This is a genomic window from Bacillus sp. OTU530, assembly GCF_038440375.1.
This window is the reverse complement of record NZ_JASATP010000025.1, coordinates 50,185-66,268: the sequence shown is the minus strand read 5'-3', so window position 1 is coordinate 66,268 and position 16,084 is coordinate 50,185. Positions and strand designations below refer to the sequence as shown.

At 41.7% G+C, this 16,084-nt stretch carries 14 protein-coding genes and 1 other annotated feature; of the genes, 9 read left to right on the top strand and 5 right to left on the bottom strand.

What is annotated here, in order from left to right:
• Positions 1-305 precede the first annotated feature (305 nt).
• The 6 genes from AAHB12_RS18400 to AAHB12_RS18375 all read left to right on the top strand — a co-directional run bounded on the left by AAHB12_RS18400 (position 306) and on the right by AAHB12_RS18375 (position 7,674).
• Positions 306-2,501 (top strand): RelA/SpoT family protein, encoded by a 2,196-nt coding sequence (locus tag AAHB12_RS18400; protein WP_129727678.1) that lies wholly within the window; start codon positions 306-308, stop codon positions 2,499-2,501.
• Positions 2,502-2,514: 13 nt separating this feature from the next.
• Entirely contained in the window at positions 2,515-2,955 is a 441-nt protein-coding gene (dtd, locus tag AAHB12_RS18395) for a D-aminoacyl-tRNA deacylase (RefSeq protein WP_342046355.1), read from the top strand.
• 249 nt (positions 2,956-3,204) lie between these two features.
• Positions 3,205-3,381: a hypothetical protein gene (locus AAHB12_RS18390; RefSeq protein WP_165350734.1), complete on the top strand. Its 177-nt coding sequence runs from the start codon at positions 3,205-3,207 to the stop codon at positions 3,379-3,381.
• Between the two features lie 69 nt (positions 3,382-3,450).
• Positions 3,451-3,677: a binding site (T-box leader), on the top strand.
• Positions 3,678-3,728: 51 nt separating this feature from the next.
• Positions 3,729-5,000, top strand: coding sequence for a histidine--tRNA ligase (gene hisS, locus AAHB12_RS18385; protein WP_129727676.1), 1,272 nt, complete (start codon positions 3,729-3,731; stop codon positions 4,998-5,000).
• Positions 5,001-5,012: 12 nt separating this feature from the next.
• A complete protein-coding gene (gene aspS / locus AAHB12_RS18380; protein ID WP_129727675.1) occupies positions 5,013-6,779 on the top strand; it encodes an aspartate--tRNA ligase in 1,767 nt (588 codons plus the stop codon).
• 127 nt (positions 6,780-6,906) lie between these two features.
• Positions 6,907-7,674, top strand: coding sequence for a tRNA threonylcarbamoyladenosine dehydratase (locus tag AAHB12_RS18375; protein WP_129727674.1), 768 nt, complete (start codon positions 6,907-6,909; stop codon positions 7,672-7,674).
• 366 nt (positions 7,675-8,040) lie between these two features.
• Here the strand turns inward: AAHB12_RS18375 and AAHB12_RS18370 are convergent, their stop codons facing one another.
• Positions 8,041-8,688 carry an RsfA family transcriptional regulator gene (locus AAHB12_RS18370; protein ID WP_129727673.1) on the bottom strand — a complete coding sequence of 216 codons (648 nt, stop codon included), beginning with the start codon at positions 8,686-8,688 and terminating at the stop codon, positions 8,041-8,043.
• Positions 8,689-9,076: 388 nt separating this feature from the next.
• On the opposite strand from AAHB12_RS18370, the gene AAHB12_RS18365 reads away from it, so the two are divergent.
• Positions 9,077-9,754, top strand: coding sequence for a DUF421 domain-containing protein (locus tag AAHB12_RS18365; RefSeq protein ID WP_129727672.1), 678 nt, complete (start codon positions 9,077-9,079; stop codon positions 9,752-9,754).
• A 300-nt stretch (positions 9,755-10,054) separates the two neighbouring features.
• Here the strand turns inward: AAHB12_RS18365 and AAHB12_RS18360 are convergent, their stop codons facing one another.
• A complete protein-coding gene (locus AAHB12_RS18360) occupies positions 10,055-11,032 on the bottom strand; it encodes an aldo/keto reductase (protein ID WP_342046375.1) in 978 nt (325 codons plus the stop codon).
• Positions 11,033-11,203: 171 nt separating this feature from the next.
• On the opposite strand from AAHB12_RS18360, the gene AAHB12_RS18355 reads away from it, so the two are divergent.
• Entirely contained in the window at positions 11,204-12,322 is a 1,119-nt protein-coding gene (locus AAHB12_RS18355) for an RNA-guided endonuclease InsQ/TnpB family protein (RefSeq protein ID WP_342046354.1), read from the top strand.
• A gap of 528 nt (positions 12,323-12,850) precedes the next feature.
• Here the strand turns inward: AAHB12_RS18355 and AAHB12_RS18350 are convergent.
• Positions 12,851-14,029, bottom strand: coding sequence for an NAD(P)/FAD-dependent oxidoreductase (locus AAHB12_RS18350; RefSeq protein ID WP_342046353.1), 1,179 nt, complete (start codon positions 14,027-14,029; stop codon positions 12,851-12,853).
• A gap of 192 nt (positions 14,030-14,221) precedes the next feature.
• Positions 14,222-14,647: a DUF1641 domain-containing protein gene (locus tag AAHB12_RS18345; protein WP_342046352.1), complete on the bottom strand. Its 426-nt coding sequence runs from the start codon at positions 14,645-14,647 to the stop codon at positions 14,222-14,224.
• A gap of 500 nt (positions 14,648-15,147) precedes the next feature.
• Here AAHB12_RS18345 and AAHB12_RS18340 point away from each other — a divergent pair, with 500 nt between their 5' ends.
• Complete coding sequence (locus AAHB12_RS18340; RefSeq protein WP_129727668.1) at positions 15,148-15,441, top strand: putative quinol monooxygenase; 294 nt, start codon at positions 15,148-15,150, stop codon at positions 15,439-15,441.
• A 136-nt stretch (positions 15,442-15,577) separates the two neighbouring features.
• Here AAHB12_RS18340 and tpx read toward each other — a convergent pair whose 3' ends face one another.
• Positions 15,578-16,078: a thiol peroxidase gene (gene tpx / locus AAHB12_RS18335; RefSeq protein ID WP_129727667.1), complete on the bottom strand. Its 501-nt coding sequence runs from the start codon at positions 16,076-16,078 to the stop codon at positions 15,578-15,580.
• Positions 16,079-16,084: the final 6 nt, after the last annotated feature.

Sequence of the window (16,084 nt, the reverse complement as noted above, 5' to 3'; positions counted from 1 at the left end):
TTTGCAGAAGGAAACGTTGCAAAAGCTTTTGTTTTATACCATGCAGTATGATGGTTCCTTTCGCGAGGTGACCCAAAAGAGGGATAGTTCCCCCTTTTTTGGGTCACCTCCTTTTTCTATATAGGAAGTCAGGAAGGATTTACTATCCTCTTGTTTTTCACCTGTTTCAACAAGTGAGTTATAATGTTACAATATAGAATAATTCTTTTTAATAGATTGAAACTGGAAAATCCGCCCAAGAGCGGGGCTCGCCAATCGGCGAGTTTTCTTTAAAAATAAATAATTTATACTATAAAGGTGATTCCATGGCAAATGAACAAGTGCTAACGGCTGAACAAGTACTGCACAAGGCTGCTCAATATTTAAGCGGCCAAGATTTGGGAATCGTGGAGCGCGCATATGAGTTTGCTCGGGAAGCCCATCGTGAGCAATATCGTAAATCAGGGGAGCCGTACATTATCCATCCTATTCAGGTGGCTGGCATTCTCGTGGATTTAAGAATGGACCCGGCAACTGTATCTGCAGGCTTTTTGCACGATGTTGTAGAGGATACAAGTGTAACATTAGAGGATATGGAACGTGCGTTTACAAAAGAGATTGCGATGCTTGTAGACGGCGTTACAAAGCTCGGTAAAATTAAATATAAATCACAAGAGGAGCAACAGGCGGAAAATCATCGGAAAATGTTTGTTGCTATGGCGCAAGATATGCGCGTAATTTTGATTAAGCTGGCTGACCGCTTGCATAATATGCGGACGCTGAAGCATTTGCCGCAGGAAAAGCAGCAGCGTATTGCTAATGAAACATTAGAGATTTTTGCGCCGCTCGCACACCGCCTTGGGATTAGCACAATCAAATGGGAGCTTGAGGACACATCTCTTCGCTATTTAAACCCACAACAATACTACCGTATCGTGAATTTAATGAAGCGTAAGCGCGCCGAACGGGAAGAGTATTTAGGAGAGGTTATGGACGAAATCCGTGAAAAGCTCAGCGATGTGACAATCAGTGCAGAACTCTCTGGACGTCCAAAGCATATTTATAGCATTTATCGCAAGATGGTCATGCAGAACAAGCAATTTAATGAGATTTATGACTTGCTGGCGGTTCGTGTTATTGTAAATAGCATTAAAGATTGCTATGCGGTGCTAGGAATTATTCATACTTGCTGGAAGCCAATGCCAGGAAGGTTTAAGGATTATATTGCGATGCCTAAGGCAAATTTCTACCAATCACTTCATACGACGGTCATCGGACCGAAGGGGGATCCGCTGGAGGTGCAAATCCGAACAAAGGAAATGCACGAAATTGCGGAATTTGGGATTGCCGCCCATTGGGCATACAAGGAAGGAAAAACCCTTCAGGCTGACCACGAGACGCTGGAGAAAAAGCTGTCTTGGTTCCCGCAAATCTTAGAATGGCAAAAGGATGCATCCAATGCTGAGGAGTTTATGGAGTCGTTAAAGCTCGACCTTTTCTCGGATATGGTGTTCGTCTTTACACCAAAAGGGGATGTGCTGGAACTGCCGCTTGGATCGGTGCCAATCGACTTTGCGTATCGCATTCACTCGGAAATCGGTAATAAAACAATTGGCGCGAAGGTAAACGGAAAGATGGTTCCGCTTGATTATAAGCTGAAGACGGGTGATATTATCGAAATTATGACGTCCAAGCATTCGTATGGTCCAAGTCAGGACTGGGTGAAGCTTGCGCAAACGTCACATGCGAAAAATAAAATTCGTCAATTTTTCAAAAAGCAGCGCCGGGATGAAAATGTTGAAAAAGGGAAAGAGTTAATTGAAAAGGAGCTTAGAGGCTTAGATTACGATATGAAGGAAGTACTTAGCTCTGAAAATCTCAAGCGAGTTGCCGAGAAGTTCAATTTCCCCAATGAAGAAGAAATGTATGCGGCCGTAGGATATAACGGCATTACCGCAGCACAAATTGTTACGCGCTTAACCGATAAATTCCGTAAGAAGAAGGAAGAAGCACAGCTTCTCGATGATGCGGTGGCTGATGCGAAAACGCAGCCGATGAAGATTAAGCGTCGTGATACGGGTATTAAGGTAAGCGGGGTAGACAATCTTCTTATCCGTGTATCGAAATGCTGTAACCCAGTGCCAGGAGACGATATTATCGGTTATATTACAAAGGGCCGTGGTGTATCAGTTCATCGAGCCGACTGTGTAAATACGCAGACGGATGAGGCAAAGGATCGATTGCTTGAGGTAGAATGGGAAATCAGCCCGCAGAGAGAGCTTGAATATAATGTTGATCTTGAAATTTCAGGCTTTGATAGAAGAGGGCTTTTAAATGAAGTGCTGCAAGCGGTAAATGAGATGAAAACAAATATTTCTGCTGTCTCAGGACGGAGCGACCGCAATAAAATGGCCATTATTCATATGTCCATCGCTATTCATAACGTAAATCATCTGCAAAAGATTGTGGAACGGATTAAGCAGGTGCGCGATGTGTACGCAGTGCGAAGATTGATGCATTAAAGGAGTATGTAATATGAGAGTAGTAGTACAAAGATCAAAAGAAGCTTCCGTAACAGTAGATGGTCAAGTTGTTGGACAAATTCCTTTCGGCTTGACTCTGCTTGTTGGCATTACGCATGAGGATACAGAGACAGATTGTGCTTATCTTGCTGACAAGATTGCAAATTTGCGTATTTTTGAGGATGAGAGCGGAAAGATGAACGTCTCGGTTCGGGATATTGGCGGCCACATTTTATCAGTTTCACAATTTACGTTATATGGGGACTGCAGAAAGGGGCGTCGCCCGAATTTCATAGAAGCAGCAAGGCCAGAGCATGCGCAGATTATGTACGAAGCCTTTAATGAGGAGCTTCGTAAACAAGGCCTGCATGTCGAGACAGGTATCTTTGGTGCCATGATGGACGTGCGTTTGCTCAATGATGGACCAGTTACACTGATTATGGAAAGTAAATAAAAGAATGTCCCTTGTGAGCTAAGACAGGTCGTGTTTTTTTTACACTGTAAGAAAGTATAAATTTCCAGCTAGGGGTGAATTCGACGTAGTGGGAAATTTTAGGAGTACAGTATAAGTGCAACTACGCCGCTGTCTTCGCCGAAGGGCACGGCTCGCCAATCGGCGAGTTTTCTTTAATTTAAGGGATAAATGTCCCTTTTTTGTGGGTAAACTGAAGTAAGAAAACCCACGAAAAAGGAGAAAAACTATATGCGTATGAATGAAAGCGGGAGGAATGCAGCAAATAGTGCCAATCAAATGCTGCATATGAATTTCCAGGATTTTTCCTCTAAGGAACAGAATACAGTTTCTATGGAGCTTGCTTCAGAATTTGGCGTCTCCTTACAGGATGTAAAAAAACTGAAGAAGCATTTTAATCGTCGCTAAAGGTCTTGACAATAGCACAGAAGAACACGTATATTTATAAGCAAATTGATTTTTCATAACTACATATGGAAAAAACCGATGATGGAGAAAAGTAGGTAAGAGTACACATGAACAGAGAGGAAATGCCTTGGCTGGGAGCATTTCTCATGATGACTTATTGAAGGAACACTCCGTAGGTTTCACTCTGAACAGCCAAGGGCTCAGTAGGAGCTGAACGTTTGAGGCGTTAACAAAAAGTGGAAGCGTAAAAGCTTCAATTAGGGTGGCACCACGGGTATAAGACTCTCGTCCCTACGTTATGTAGGGAGGGGGGTCTTTTTTATTTTGAAAATAGGAGGACTATCAGCATGTCGATTCAAATTCCAAGAGGAACGCAAGACATTCTTCCAGGTACGGTCGAGCTGTGGCAATATATCGAAACGCAAGCGCGGGAGATTTGCCGCCGTTATAACTATAAAGAAATTCGGACTCCGATTTTTGAGCATACGGAATTATTTTTACGCAGCGTGGGAGATACGACAGATATCGTTCAAAAGGAAATGTACACATTCACAGATCGCGGCGAGAGAAGTCTAACGCTGCGCCCTGAGGGTACGGCAGCAGTTGTTCGCTCGTATGTGGAACATAAAATGTATGGCGATGCAGCGCAGCCGACAAAGCTGTTTTATATCGGACCGATGTTTCGTTACGAAAGACCGCAATCAGGCAGATACCGTCAGTTTGTACAGTTCGGGATTGAAGCGCTCGGCAGCAATGATCCGGCGATTGATGCCGAGGTTATTGCGCTTGCAATGGAATTTTATAAGAGCTTAGGCTTAAAACATGTCAAGCTTGTGCTCAATTCCTTAGGCGATCAGGAGAGCAGAAAAGCTCATCGTGAGGCATTGGTAAACCATTTTGCGCCGCGCATTCATGAATTTTGCTCAGATTGTCAAGCCCGCCTAGAAAAGAATCCGCTTCGCATTTTAGATTGCAAAAAGGATCGCGGCCATGAATTGATGAGTACAGCACCGTCCATCACGGAATACTTAAACGAAGGTTCACAGCAATACTATGAGAAGGTGCAGCAGCTTCTGACAATGATGAATATTCCGTTTGAAAAGGATCCGAATCTTGTGCGGGGTTTAGATTACTATCAGCATACAGTATTCGAGATTATGAGCGAGGCAGAGGGCTTTGGCGCTATCACAACATTAAGCGGCGGCGGGCGCTACAATGGCCTTGTTCAGGAGGTTGGCGGTCCGGAAACACCAGGGATTGGTTTTGCGTTAAGTATTGAGCGCTTATTGATGGCGCTTGAGGCTGAGAGCATTACGCTTCCGGTTTCACAAAGCATTGATTGCTATGTAGTCGCGCTTGGAGAGCAAGCGAAGGATTATGCAGCAAAGCTTGTGTTTGAGCTGCGGAAGGCAGGGGTAACGGCCGAGAAGGATTATCTTGACCGTAAAGTAAAAGCGCAGTTTAAGGCAGCTGACCGTGTGCAAGCGAAATATGTGGCTGTGCTTGGTGAAAATGAACTTGAGCGCAGCGTAATTAATATTAAAGATATGAGCACCGGCGAACAAGAGGAAGCCGCTCTCGATACATTTGTTTCATACGTAGCAGAAAAGGTGTTATAGGAGGAGAAAGAAATGTCTGAAAGAACGCATCATTGCGGAGAAGTAACATTACAAGATGTTGGTAAGCAAGTACAGCTAAAAGGTTGGGTACAAAAACGCAGAGACTTCGGTGATTTGATCTTTATCGATCTTCGTGACCGTACGGGGATTGTGCAAATTGTCTTTACGCCAGAAAGCTCAAAGGAAGCACTGCAATTAGCAGATGCGGTGCGTAACGAATATGTTTTGGATGTAAAAGGTCTTGTGGTAGAACGTGACCCAGAAACAATCAATCCTAACATAGCGACAGGTAAAATTGAAGTAAAGGTTACAGAGCTAAATGTATTAAATAGCGCAAAAACACCACCGTTTGCGATTTCTGATCAAGTAGATGTGGCGGAGGATGTACGTTTAAAATATCGTTATCTTGACCTGCGTCGCCCTGTTATGTTCGAGACGCTTAAAATGCGCCATCGAGTTACAACGACGATGCGTAATTTCTTAGACAAAGAGGGCTTCCTTGATGTAGAAACGCCAATTTTAACGAAAAGCACACCAGAGGGAGCTCGCGACTATTTAGTGCCGAGCCGTGTACATCCAGGTGAGTTTTACGCATTGCCGCAATCACCGCAAATCTTTAAGCAGCTTCTGATGGTAGGCGGCTTCGAGCGCTATTATCAAGTAGCGCGCTGTTTCCGTGACGAAGATTTGCGTGCGGATCGCCAGCCTGAGTTTACGCAAGTCGATATTGAAATGTCTTTCTTAACACAGGATGAGCTTCTTGGCATGATGGAGCAGATGATGACGCTTGTGATGCAAGAGGCGAAGGGACTTGATATTCAAACGCCATTCCCGCGCATGACCTATGACGAGGCGATGAATCGTTTTGGTTCAGACAAACCGGATACGCGCTTTGCTTTAGAGCTGACAGACCTATCAGAATTTGCAGCTAACTGCGGATTTAAAGTGTTCTCGAGTGCAGTACAAAGCGGAGGACAAGTAAAAGCGTTAAACGCAAAAGGAGCAGCAGATAAATATTCCCGTAAAGATATTGATGCGTTAACGGACTTTGTAAAAATTTACGGTGCAAAGGGTCTTGCATGGCTGAAGGTGGAAGAGAGCGGCTTGGTAGGACCAATTGCAAAATTCTTTAACGAAGAAGAAAGTGCAACAATGGTTCAACTGCTAGAAGGAGAAGTAGGCGACGTATTCTTCTTCGTAGGCGACAAGAAGAACATCGTAGCTGACAGCTTAGGAGCACTTCGCGTGAAGCTAGGAAAAGAGCTTGGTTTAATCGACGAAAGCAAATTTAACTTCCTTTGGGTGACAGATTGGCCGCTTCTTGAATTTGATGAGGAGGCAGGACGTTACTTTGCGGCGCATCATCCTTTTACAATGCCAGTACGTGAAGACCTTCCGCTTCTTGACAGCAACCCAGGTAAGGTACGTGCGCAGGCATATGACCTTGTGCTTAATGGTTATGAACTTGGCGGTGGTTCACTGCGTATTTACGAGCGTGATGTGCAAGAAAAAATGTTCCAAATGCTAGGGTTTACACAGGAAGAAGCACAGGAGCAATTCGGCTTCTTGCTTGAAGCATTTGACTACGGCACGCCTCCGCACGGCGGAATTGCGTTAGGACTAGACCGCTTAGTTATGCTGCTTGCAGGCCGCACAAATCTTCGTGATACGATTGCATTCCCGAAAACAGCAAGCGCAAGCTGCTTGTTAACAGATGCACCAGGCGAAGTTGCAACAGCACAGTTAAATGAGCTTCATTTACAGCTGAAGCTGAAGTAATAAGCTATGAGAAGAATCCTATGTGGGTATACTAGACTCACATAGGATTTTTTTGGGAAATATATAGCATTTTTCTATATAGCAATTGAATACATAAGAAATGACTTTTTCATTAGGAGTGTGTAATATGCTGCATCAATTTTCACGCAATGAGCTTGCCTTTGGAAAAGAAGGCTTAGAGATATTACGAAATACAACCGTTGCAGTCCTTGGTATTGGTGGTGTCGGCTCCTTTGCCGCAGAAGCGTTAGCACGTTCTGGTGTGGGACGTTTGATTTTAGTTGATAAAGACGTAGTAGATATCACGAATGTGAATCGTCAAATACATGCGCTCTTATCAACAGTGGGACAGCCAAAAGCTGATTTAATGAAAGCGCGTATTGCTGACATCAACCCAGAATGTGAGGTTCATGCACTGCGTATGTTTTATACTGATGAAACGTACGAGCAGTTTTTCTCATATGGTCTTGATTTTGTTATCGATGCATCTGACACGATTTCTTATAAGATTCATCTTATCAAACAATGCTTGCGCCGAAAAATTCCAATTATCTCAAGTATGGGAGCAGCAAACAAAATGGATCCAACGCGCTTCCAAATTGCCGATATTTCCAAAACACATACCGATCCAATTGCGAAGGTTGTGCGCACGAGACTTCGAAAAGAAGGTATTAAAAAGGGTGTGAAGGTTGTGTTCTCGGATGAAAGCCCGATTGTTATTCGGGAGGAGGTTCGTCAGGAAATTGTGCCGGATGATACAACGAAAATTCGCAAGGCGAAAATGCCGCCTTCCTCAAATGCGTTTGTACCGTCTGTCGCTGGTCTCATTACAGCAAGCTATGTCGTGCGCGAGAGGCTGAAGGGTGTAAAGCTAGATCGGGTAGGGCAGGAGTGAACTGCTCACCACCTCATCGCTAACGATCCTTTCCCACAAGGGGACTTCTGTTGGTCGAAGGTGGGGGCTGCTGTCGGAAAGTGATAAAGCAAGAGAAGAAAGGGCTAATCGAAAGGCGCTCATGTGGCTTCTCGGTTAGCCCTCTTTCTTTACAATGTAGGAAAGGATAAATTTCCAGCTAGAAGTGAACTCGGCGTAGTCGGAAATTTTAAGAATACAGTATAAGTAGGGCTAGCCAATCGGCGAGTTTTCTTTACAAGATAAGAAAGTATAACTGTTCAGGGCGATGTCTAGCTCCCAAGGCCCAAAATGGCAGATTCTGGCCCACCCCTACGCTGCCATAAAAGGCGGGCCTTGTCCGCTTTCTTATTTTGATACAATATCAAGATTTCCGTTTTTATCCATCTTAAAAATAGGTGCCATCCGATCTTCAGGCTCATCAAATAGAACAAGTTTACGGGCCCGATCCATAATGCGGACGAGTGTTTGATAATCTTCCTGCACCGCATCCTGTTGTTGCGTTAGCTTTTGTAATCGTTTCTCTAATGCTTCATTTTGCTGCTTTAGCTCTTCATTTTGTCTTCGTAATAGTTGATTTTCAGCTTCTAGATTTGCGGTATCAGCAGTCTGCTGCTGATAGCTTCGTAAATACGCAATCACATCGTCCATCGATAGAGACGTTTGCTTTATCGGCAGTAACTCCTCCGAAAACTCTGCGTCAATGACTAACTGGGGTGAACGTGCCGGCTTCGCTGCAACTGCGCTTTGCGATTGATTCGCCAGTGCCCGTTTCATTTCCTTGCGCTGCCGTTTTGCGATTTGCACCGCTTCCTCATAGTTTTGCCGGACCTCTGCGTTCCAGCGAAAGCCGCAGGCGGCTGAGGTACGGTCTAACTTATCTCCTACTTCATCAAATGCTTTGAGCTGTGTGCTGCCTTCCCGAATATGCCGAAGCACGGTTTCGGCAAGCAGTAAATCATCTTCTGTTGTCCATGCATCTTGACGCGTTTTCATAGCAAAACCTCCACATAACGGGTGTTTTTTTGCTTATGTTTCCCGTACTCTTATAGTTTATACACAGTTTAGAAGAATTTAAGTTATTTATAACTATTTTACACTGTAAAAACGTATAAATTTCCAGCTAGAAGAGAAGCCGACGTAGCCGGAAATGTTAGGAATACAGTGCAACTAACTACGCCTCTGTCTTCGCCCAAAGGCAGGGCTCACCAATCGATGAGCTTTCTTTCGAGACTTCTATGCATCAGTTTGGAATCACATTTACTTTGTTTTTGATATTAGGAAGTACATTAGAACATGGATAGATTTTCAACTTCTATTTTTTGATAAAATTGGCACGTGTGTAAAATTCTAATAATAGTTACATGCTAGAGGAGGAAAACATATGCCATTTGTACACACGGCTATAGAATTGACAGTTGGTTATATTAGCTTATTTATTGTGACGAAGTTATTAGGAAAGATGACCATTACACAAATCACGTTATTTGACTTTATTTCTGCTCTTGTACTAGGCGACCTTGTCGGAAATGCTCTCTATAATGAACATATTAAAATAAAAGAAATTATATTCACCGTCTTTTTTTGGGGATTTTTAGTATACATCGTTCAATTTATCACACAAAAGAGCTTCCGATTGCGAACATTGCTAGAGGGAAGACCTTCTATTGTCATTCATGAAGGTAAGATTTGCTACAATGAGTTAAAAAAGAATCGTTTAGATTTAAGTCAGCTCCAGCACATGCTGCGTGCAAAAGATTCTTTTTCTGTTAGCGAGGTGGAGTATGCCATTTTAGAGACAGATGGCTCACTAAGCATTTTGAAGAAATCGGATTATGCTGCTCCAACAAAATCTGATCATAACATGCCCAATCAGCCGCCCAACCTTCCTGTTACTCTCATTAGTGATGGGCGATTAATCAGGGAGAACCTACAGCGCAGCGGCATGAATGAAACATGGCTGCAACAAGAGCTTGATAAACAAGGGATTCGGAAGTATTCAGAAGTGTTATTGGCAGAATGGAAGAAAAAGAAATCTACATTGTATGTTCAAAAATATTAATGTATTGCAACTATGGTTTTGTTTATGAGATATCTCTATTCTCCCTTTCAAAGTATAGGCATGTAAAGCACAGTGGATTTGATGTCCGCTCTGTTAAACAATGTATTGATTACATTCTCGCTTCAAATACGGCGGATGCAATAATACATCCCGCGAATAGGAGGAACAAGAGGGCTTTGTCATTCTTGTTTTCTTATCAGTGAGTGATTATGTTACTGAACATGAATAAAAAACACCTTGAGATTTTCAAGGTGTTTTTTAAGTTAAACCAAATAGCATTTTTGTGATGAAATACGTTCTTTATTCTGCGGTAACAGTCTTCACGTCATATAGTAGCTCCTTCGGCCACTCCCAGTCACTAATTGCTACCGCATCTGTCACATGATGGACCTTACTAGCGCCAATAATAGCAGAAGTTACTCTTGGTTGATTTAGTACCCATGAAAGGGAGAATTGAGATAAACTTACTTTATTCTGTTCAGCTAATATGCGATAATGGTCTACCAAATGAAAATTCTGATCTGTAAAATAATTTTCAAGCAACTTTTCTCCGCGTGCTGCGCGACTCTCAGGAGGGACATCTTTCGGACTCTTATATTTTCCTGACAGCATTCCTCTTGCCAGCGGACTATATACTATAACACCCACACCTTCAGACTCACAGAATGGTAATAATTCTTGTTCAATCTCTCTAGAGAGTAAGTTATATTGAGGTTGAACAGAAATAAATTTTTCAAGATTCATCTTCTCGCTAATTGCGTGAGATTTTGCAATTTGCCAAGCTGCGTAGTTGGAACACCCGATATAACGCACTTTCCCTTGACGTACAAGGTCATCCAGTGTACGCAATGTTTCTTCTAATGGAGTATGGGGATCAAAGGTGTGTACTTGATAGAGATCGATATAATCTGTTTGTAATCGGCACAATTGATTCTCAATTTCCTGCATGATATGAATCCGCGAAAGCCCTCGTTCATTTCTTTTCGGTCCTACCGGCAGTCCAACCTTAGTGGCTAATACTACTTTATCTCTCTTTCCTTTAAGTGCTCGTCCAAGAATTTCTTCGGATTCTCCTGTCCCATATTTAAATTCTTGATCCTGGCCCTTCCCATAAAAGTTTGCTGTATCAATAAAATTGATTCCATAATCAAGTGCAGTATCTAGAATAGAAATAGATGCTTCTTCGTTGATCCATCTTCCAAACGCCATTGTCCCTAAACATAAAGAAGAGACCTCTAAGCCGGTTCCTCCTAGTTTTTCATCAGATTTTTCGTGCAGGATACCCCGACTTCAAGGAATGTGAAGGGCGTAGCCCCATGAGTAAGTCGGGGAGGAATGCACGATTTTGCGTAGCGAAACACACATCTCATTTTGGTATTTTTTGTATTTTTTGTATATTATTCACTAATCCTATGATATAATGTTTTTAGTGAAGGAGGTGATTAAAATATGAAGCTCACTATTACAGCTAAAATAAAAATGACTCCTACAACAGCACAAGTCGAATTATTAGAAGAAACACTTCTTGCCTATCGTAAAGGTTGTAATTTTGTTTCTCGTATTGTATTTGAAAGCAAAAATCTAGTGCAAGCATCTTTACACAGGGTAACGTACGATGTGCTTAGGTCTTCTTATTATTTGCGTTCCCAGATGGCACAATCTGTCATGAAAACAGTCATTGCGAGGTATAAAACAAATCAGAGCAATGGACATGATTGGTCTATGGTACAGTTTAAAAAACCAGAATACGATCTTGTGTGGAATCGTGATTACTCACTTACACAACAGGTATTTTCCATTAATACACTGCAAGGTCGTGTGAAAGTTCCTTTTGAAACAAAGGGAATGGAGCAATATTTTGATGGCTCTTGGTCCTTTGGGACTGCCAAGTTAGTGTACAAGTATAAGAAGTGGTTTTTGCATATCCCTATGACAAAGGAGGTGCAAGAAGCAGCTGATTATGGAATGAAGCAAGTAGTAGGAATTGATTTTGGTATGAATTTCGTTGCCACTTCTTATGACTCACAAGGCCATACATCCTTTTTTAATGGGAGGACAATGAAACACAAACGTGCAAGATACAAAGCAATTCGCAAACAGTTACAGCGTAAACAAACTCCATCTGCTCGTAAGCGATTGAAAGAGATTGGAAGCAGAGAAAACCGTTGGATGACCGATGTAAACCATTGTGTCAGTAAGGCACTCGTTTCTAAATATGGAGCAAATACGCTATTTGTAATTGAAGATTTAACAGGGATTCGGAGCACAACTGAACGAGTAAGAGCCAAAGGCCGTTATGTTTCTGTTTCTTGGGCGTTCTTTCAATTACGGCAAATGCTAGAGTATAAGGCATCCATGAAACAGGCAAAGGTGATTGCCGTAGATCCTGCTTATACATCTCAAACATGCCCTAAATGCGGACATACAGAAAAAGCAAATCGAAACAAAAAGAACCACATCTTTTGTTGTAAAACATGCCGCTATACGTCAAACGACGACCGTATTGGAGCCATGAATCTTCAACGAAAAGGAATTGAGTACATCGTTGAAGTAACAAAGGAAGCATGACTTCCCTTGTTGGGTAGCTGTCAACCTGCCCTGATGTAAACACCAATCGAAGGAAGGAGATTCGCAAGAATCGTTTGCACTTCTGGGTAGTTGCAAGCCCCCACCTCAAGGAGCGTAAGCGAGTAGGTGGTGGGTCAGTTGACAACGCATATGTATCACCTCAGACTTGATATTCTTCACTAGAAGCTTTAAACATTCTATCCCAGTAAGCATGAGTATAAATGATGTAATGTAAAAAAGAAGGTATCCAGAATGATGTGTAACAGTACCAATTTTGATAACTACAATATTTACTCTCTAAAGAAAACTCGCCGATTGGCGAGCCCTGCCCTTGGGCGAAGACAGAGGCGTAGTTGCACTTATACTTTATACCTAAAATTTCTCGCTACGTCGAATGGTCTTCCAGCTAGAAATTTATACTTGCTTAAAGTGTAAATACAATCTCCTTGGCTGGTAACCAAGGAGATGATTTTTTGGGAAAGATAACAGTTGTACTAGTTGTGTAATACCTATGATTCAAATAGGCGTTTAATGAACTAGGCTGAACAATGCTTTAATATGTGATAAGTAACGAACGTTACTAGCTTCCTTCATTAGAGTTGCTGGCAGACCTTTAAGCTGAGTGGAGTTTGCTCCAATTGTTGCAACAGCATCCTTGCGGCCTAAGCTTGCAAGTGTTCCTGAGTTGACTGGACTAAACTCTTTAAATGTTTTGTTTTCTAAGTATGCGAATACATTATATCCGATTAGCTCTCCCATTTGCCAAGCAATTTGGGCTGTAGGCGGGTATGGACGGCCGTCCGGAGCGAAAAGAACAGCAGAGTCACCTGCAATAAACACATTCGGATGGGAGATAGATTGCAGGTAATTGTTAACAGTTGCCCGTCCGCGATTGACCTCAAGGCCAGATTCACCTACAAGAGGGTTGCCTTGTACGCCGCCTGTCCAAACGAAAGTATTCGTGATAATCTTCTGACCATCTTTTAAATCAACGACATTACCTGCAACATTGGTTACAGGAAGACCTAATAGGAATTGAACACCGCGTGCTTCTAAGCTAGTCTGTGCACGTTCAATGAGTGTGTCCGGTAGAACAGGAAGAATCTTTGGACCTGCTTCGACAAGCAATAGTTTGATTTCCTTTGGGTCTACTCCATAGCCTTTTGTAAGCTTAGGAAGCTTATCAGCAATTTCCCCGACAAGTTCAACACCGGTTAATCCGCCGCCGCCGATTAAAATGGTAGCATCGGCTTCATTTTTGGTATTTGCGTATTCACGAATGCGATCTTCAATGTGTTGATAGATTTTGTTAGCATCCTCTACAGATTTCAATACTAGGCTATGCTCTTCCAGCCCTGGAATACCAAAATAAGCAGTTTTGCTTCCCAACCCAACAACAAGAGCATCGTATGTTAAAGTGGAACCGTCTGAAAGCTTGACTTCTTTTTTGTCTACTGAAAAAGAATCAACCTTTGCAATTTTAAGATTAATATCCTTTCCTTCGAAAAGCTTCTCTAGTGAGATAGACACGGCTGGTTCAGCAATGCTTCCTGCTGCCAATCTGTGCAGCTCCGTGATAATTTGATGTGTTGGATACTGGTTTACTACAGTAACGTGTGCGTCAGCCTTGCTTACGTATTCGCGAATATTTAAAGCGGCTAGGAGTCCGCCATAACCGGCGCCCAAGATAACAATATGTTTTGACATAATTTATTCCCCGTCCTTACTGAATTGAAGTGCAAAAAAACTATTGGTTACTATTTTGTTCCACTTTAAGAAAGTATAAATTTCTAGCTGAAGGGCAATTCGACGTAGTTAGAAATTTTAGGAACAAAGTATAAGTGCAACTACGCCGCTGTCTTCGCCCAAAGGCAGGGCTCGCCAGTCGGCGAGTTTTCTTTACTTACTAACTTGAAGATAGGCGTTTACGAAACGGAAAAGCTTTTGTACTTGCGGATCTTTTAACATCTTTAGAATGCCAAACACACCGATTACTTCATTGCTTTCTTCAGCGCGATCTTTCGCTTCAATGGCAGCAGCTGCAATGCTTTTTACAGAATGTGTTAAAGGATTCATGATTTCCTGAATCGCCCCAACAGTATCACTCTTTAATACTTCATCAGTGGCAACTGATTGGGCAAACCCATAAGACTTAGTCAATATCCCTACAAGTTCAGTCAATTTTGGCAATTGCTCTACTAAGATAGTGAGTGATTGCTGAACCTCTGGTTTTAGTAATTGATCTAGCACATCAAGTTGTTCCAGGTCAGCAAATAAGTTGGGTGATGCTTGTTCTGCTTTTGTTTGAGTCATTGTTCCTAACATATCCAATTCTCCTTTTGAAAAAATCGCTTACATTCATGGGTGAGATAAAACCTACTCCTTATAAAACTCCAAAGAACTCAAGAGTTTGAGACAAACTTTGGTCTGTTAGAAAATTTACAAGTGTACAAAATCAACCTTAAAACAAGTCATTTTTAGATTTTAGTTAAAAGGCTCTTAATGTTGTTGTATTAACTACTTGTATACTAAGATAACTTGTAAATTTAGTATATCATTCATCTTTAAAATAAATCTACTCTTAAATTTATCGATATCCTTGAATTTTCAATACAGTTCCTTATTATTTTTCTTAAGAGTTAGATTAGAAAAATTTCAAATATCTGACCTTATAAATTCTAAGTAAAGTGCTTCCTGCTGTTTATTTATTTGTTTGTTAGTCAGTTAGCCATAAAATTTGACTATATGTAAGTAATGTGACTAAATTAATATAGTAAATTTATCCATAACCTACCTTTATAAAATGATCTGAGGAGGAAGATTTAATGATTATCATTCATGCATTTATTAATGTGAAATCTGAACAGCGCAAGGAGTTTCTTGAATTAGCTAAACAGGTTACAGCACCATCTCAAGCCGAAGAGGGGAATATTAGCTACTATTGCTATGAAGACCCTGAACAAAATGGAAATTTTGTGTTTGTAGAGAAATGGAAAGATCAAACAGCTATTAAGCAGCACGAAGAAACGTCTCATTTCAAGAAGTTTTTTGTAGGTATCGAGGGTCTTTTACGGGAACCAGCACGTGTAGAATTATATGAGGTGTCAGAGAAGCATTAAATCATAAGGTTAGAGAATTATATGTATCCTGCATTTAAAATATATGAGACAACCCCCTATCTAAATTTTTATTTTGAATAGAGGATTGTCGATAGTTTGAGACTTCAAATCAGAAGTCTCTTTGTTTATGTGCTGCTTATTTCGCAGCTTTTGCAGCTTCCAGTGCAGCTTCGTAGTTTGGATGATTTGTTACCTCATCTACATATTCTGCATATGTTACTTGGTTTTCACTGTTGATTACGAATACAGCACGAGCTAATAAACGCAATTCTTCAATCGCAACGCCGTATGCTTGGCCGAAGGAAAGATCACGGTGGTCAGAAAGCGTTACCGCATTCTCAAGACCTTCTGTCGCACAATAACGATTTTGGGCAAATGGAAGATCCACGCTAATCGTCAATACCTTCACATTCTCAAGACCTGCAGCTTCTTCATTGAATTTACGTGTTTGTGCAGCGCATACGCCTGTATCTACAGAAGGTACTACACTAATTAATTTCACTGCACCTTTATAAGTATCTAATGTTACAGGAGATAAATCATTCGCTAACACTGTAAAATTCGGTGCTTGCTCTCCTACCTTTACTTCGTTACCAAGTAATGTAACAGAATCCCCTAAAAATGTAACGTTTGCCATTACAAC

Bases quoted from the DNA above. Each gene is read 5' to 3' on its own strand.
- AAHB12_RS18400 (WP_129727678.1), top strand. From the start codon at position 306: ATGGCAAATGAACAAGTGCTAACGGCTGAACAAGTACTGCACAAGGCT.
- dtd (WP_342046355.1), top strand. From the start codon at position 2,515: ATGAGAGTAGTAGTACAAAGATCAAAAGAAGCTTCCGTAACAGTAGAT.
- AAHB12_RS18390 (WP_165350734.1), top strand. From the start codon at position 3,205: ATGCGTATGAATGAAAGCGGGAGGAATGCAGCAAATAGTGCCAATCAA.
- hisS (WP_129727676.1), top strand. From the start codon at position 3,729: ATGTCGATTCAAATTCCAAGAGGAACGCAAGACATTCTTCCAGGTACG.
- aspS (WP_129727675.1), top strand. From the start codon at position 5,013: ATGTCTGAAAGAACGCATCATTGCGGAGAAGTAACATTACAAGATGTT.
- AAHB12_RS18375 (WP_129727674.1), top strand. From the start codon at position 6,907: ATGCTGCATCAATTTTCACGCAATGAGCTTGCCTTTGGAAAAGAAGGC.
- AAHB12_RS18370 (WP_129727673.1), bottom strand. From the start codon at position 8,688: ATGAAAACGCGTCAAGATGCATGGACAACAGAAGATGATTTACTGCTT.
- AAHB12_RS18365 (WP_129727672.1), top strand. From the start codon at position 9,077: ATGCCATTTGTACACACGGCTATAGAATTGACAGTTGGTTATATTAGC.
- AAHB12_RS18355 (WP_342046354.1), top strand. From the start codon at position 11,204: ATGAAGCTCACTATTACAGCTAAAATAAAAATGACTCCTACAACAGCA.
- AAHB12_RS18350 (WP_342046353.1), bottom strand. From the start codon at position 14,029: ATGTCAAAACATATTGTTATCTTGGGCGCCGGTTATGGCGGACTCCTA.
- AAHB12_RS18345 (WP_342046352.1), bottom strand. From the start codon at position 14,647: ATGTTAGGAACAATGACTCAAACAAAAGCAGAACAAGCATCACCCAAC.
- AAHB12_RS18340 (WP_129727668.1), top strand. From the start codon at position 15,148: ATGATTATCATTCATGCATTTATTAATGTGAAATCTGAACAGCGCAAG.
- tpx (WP_129727667.1), bottom strand. From the start codon at position 16,078: ATGGCAAACGTTACATTTTTAGGGGATTCTGTTACATTACTTGGTAAC.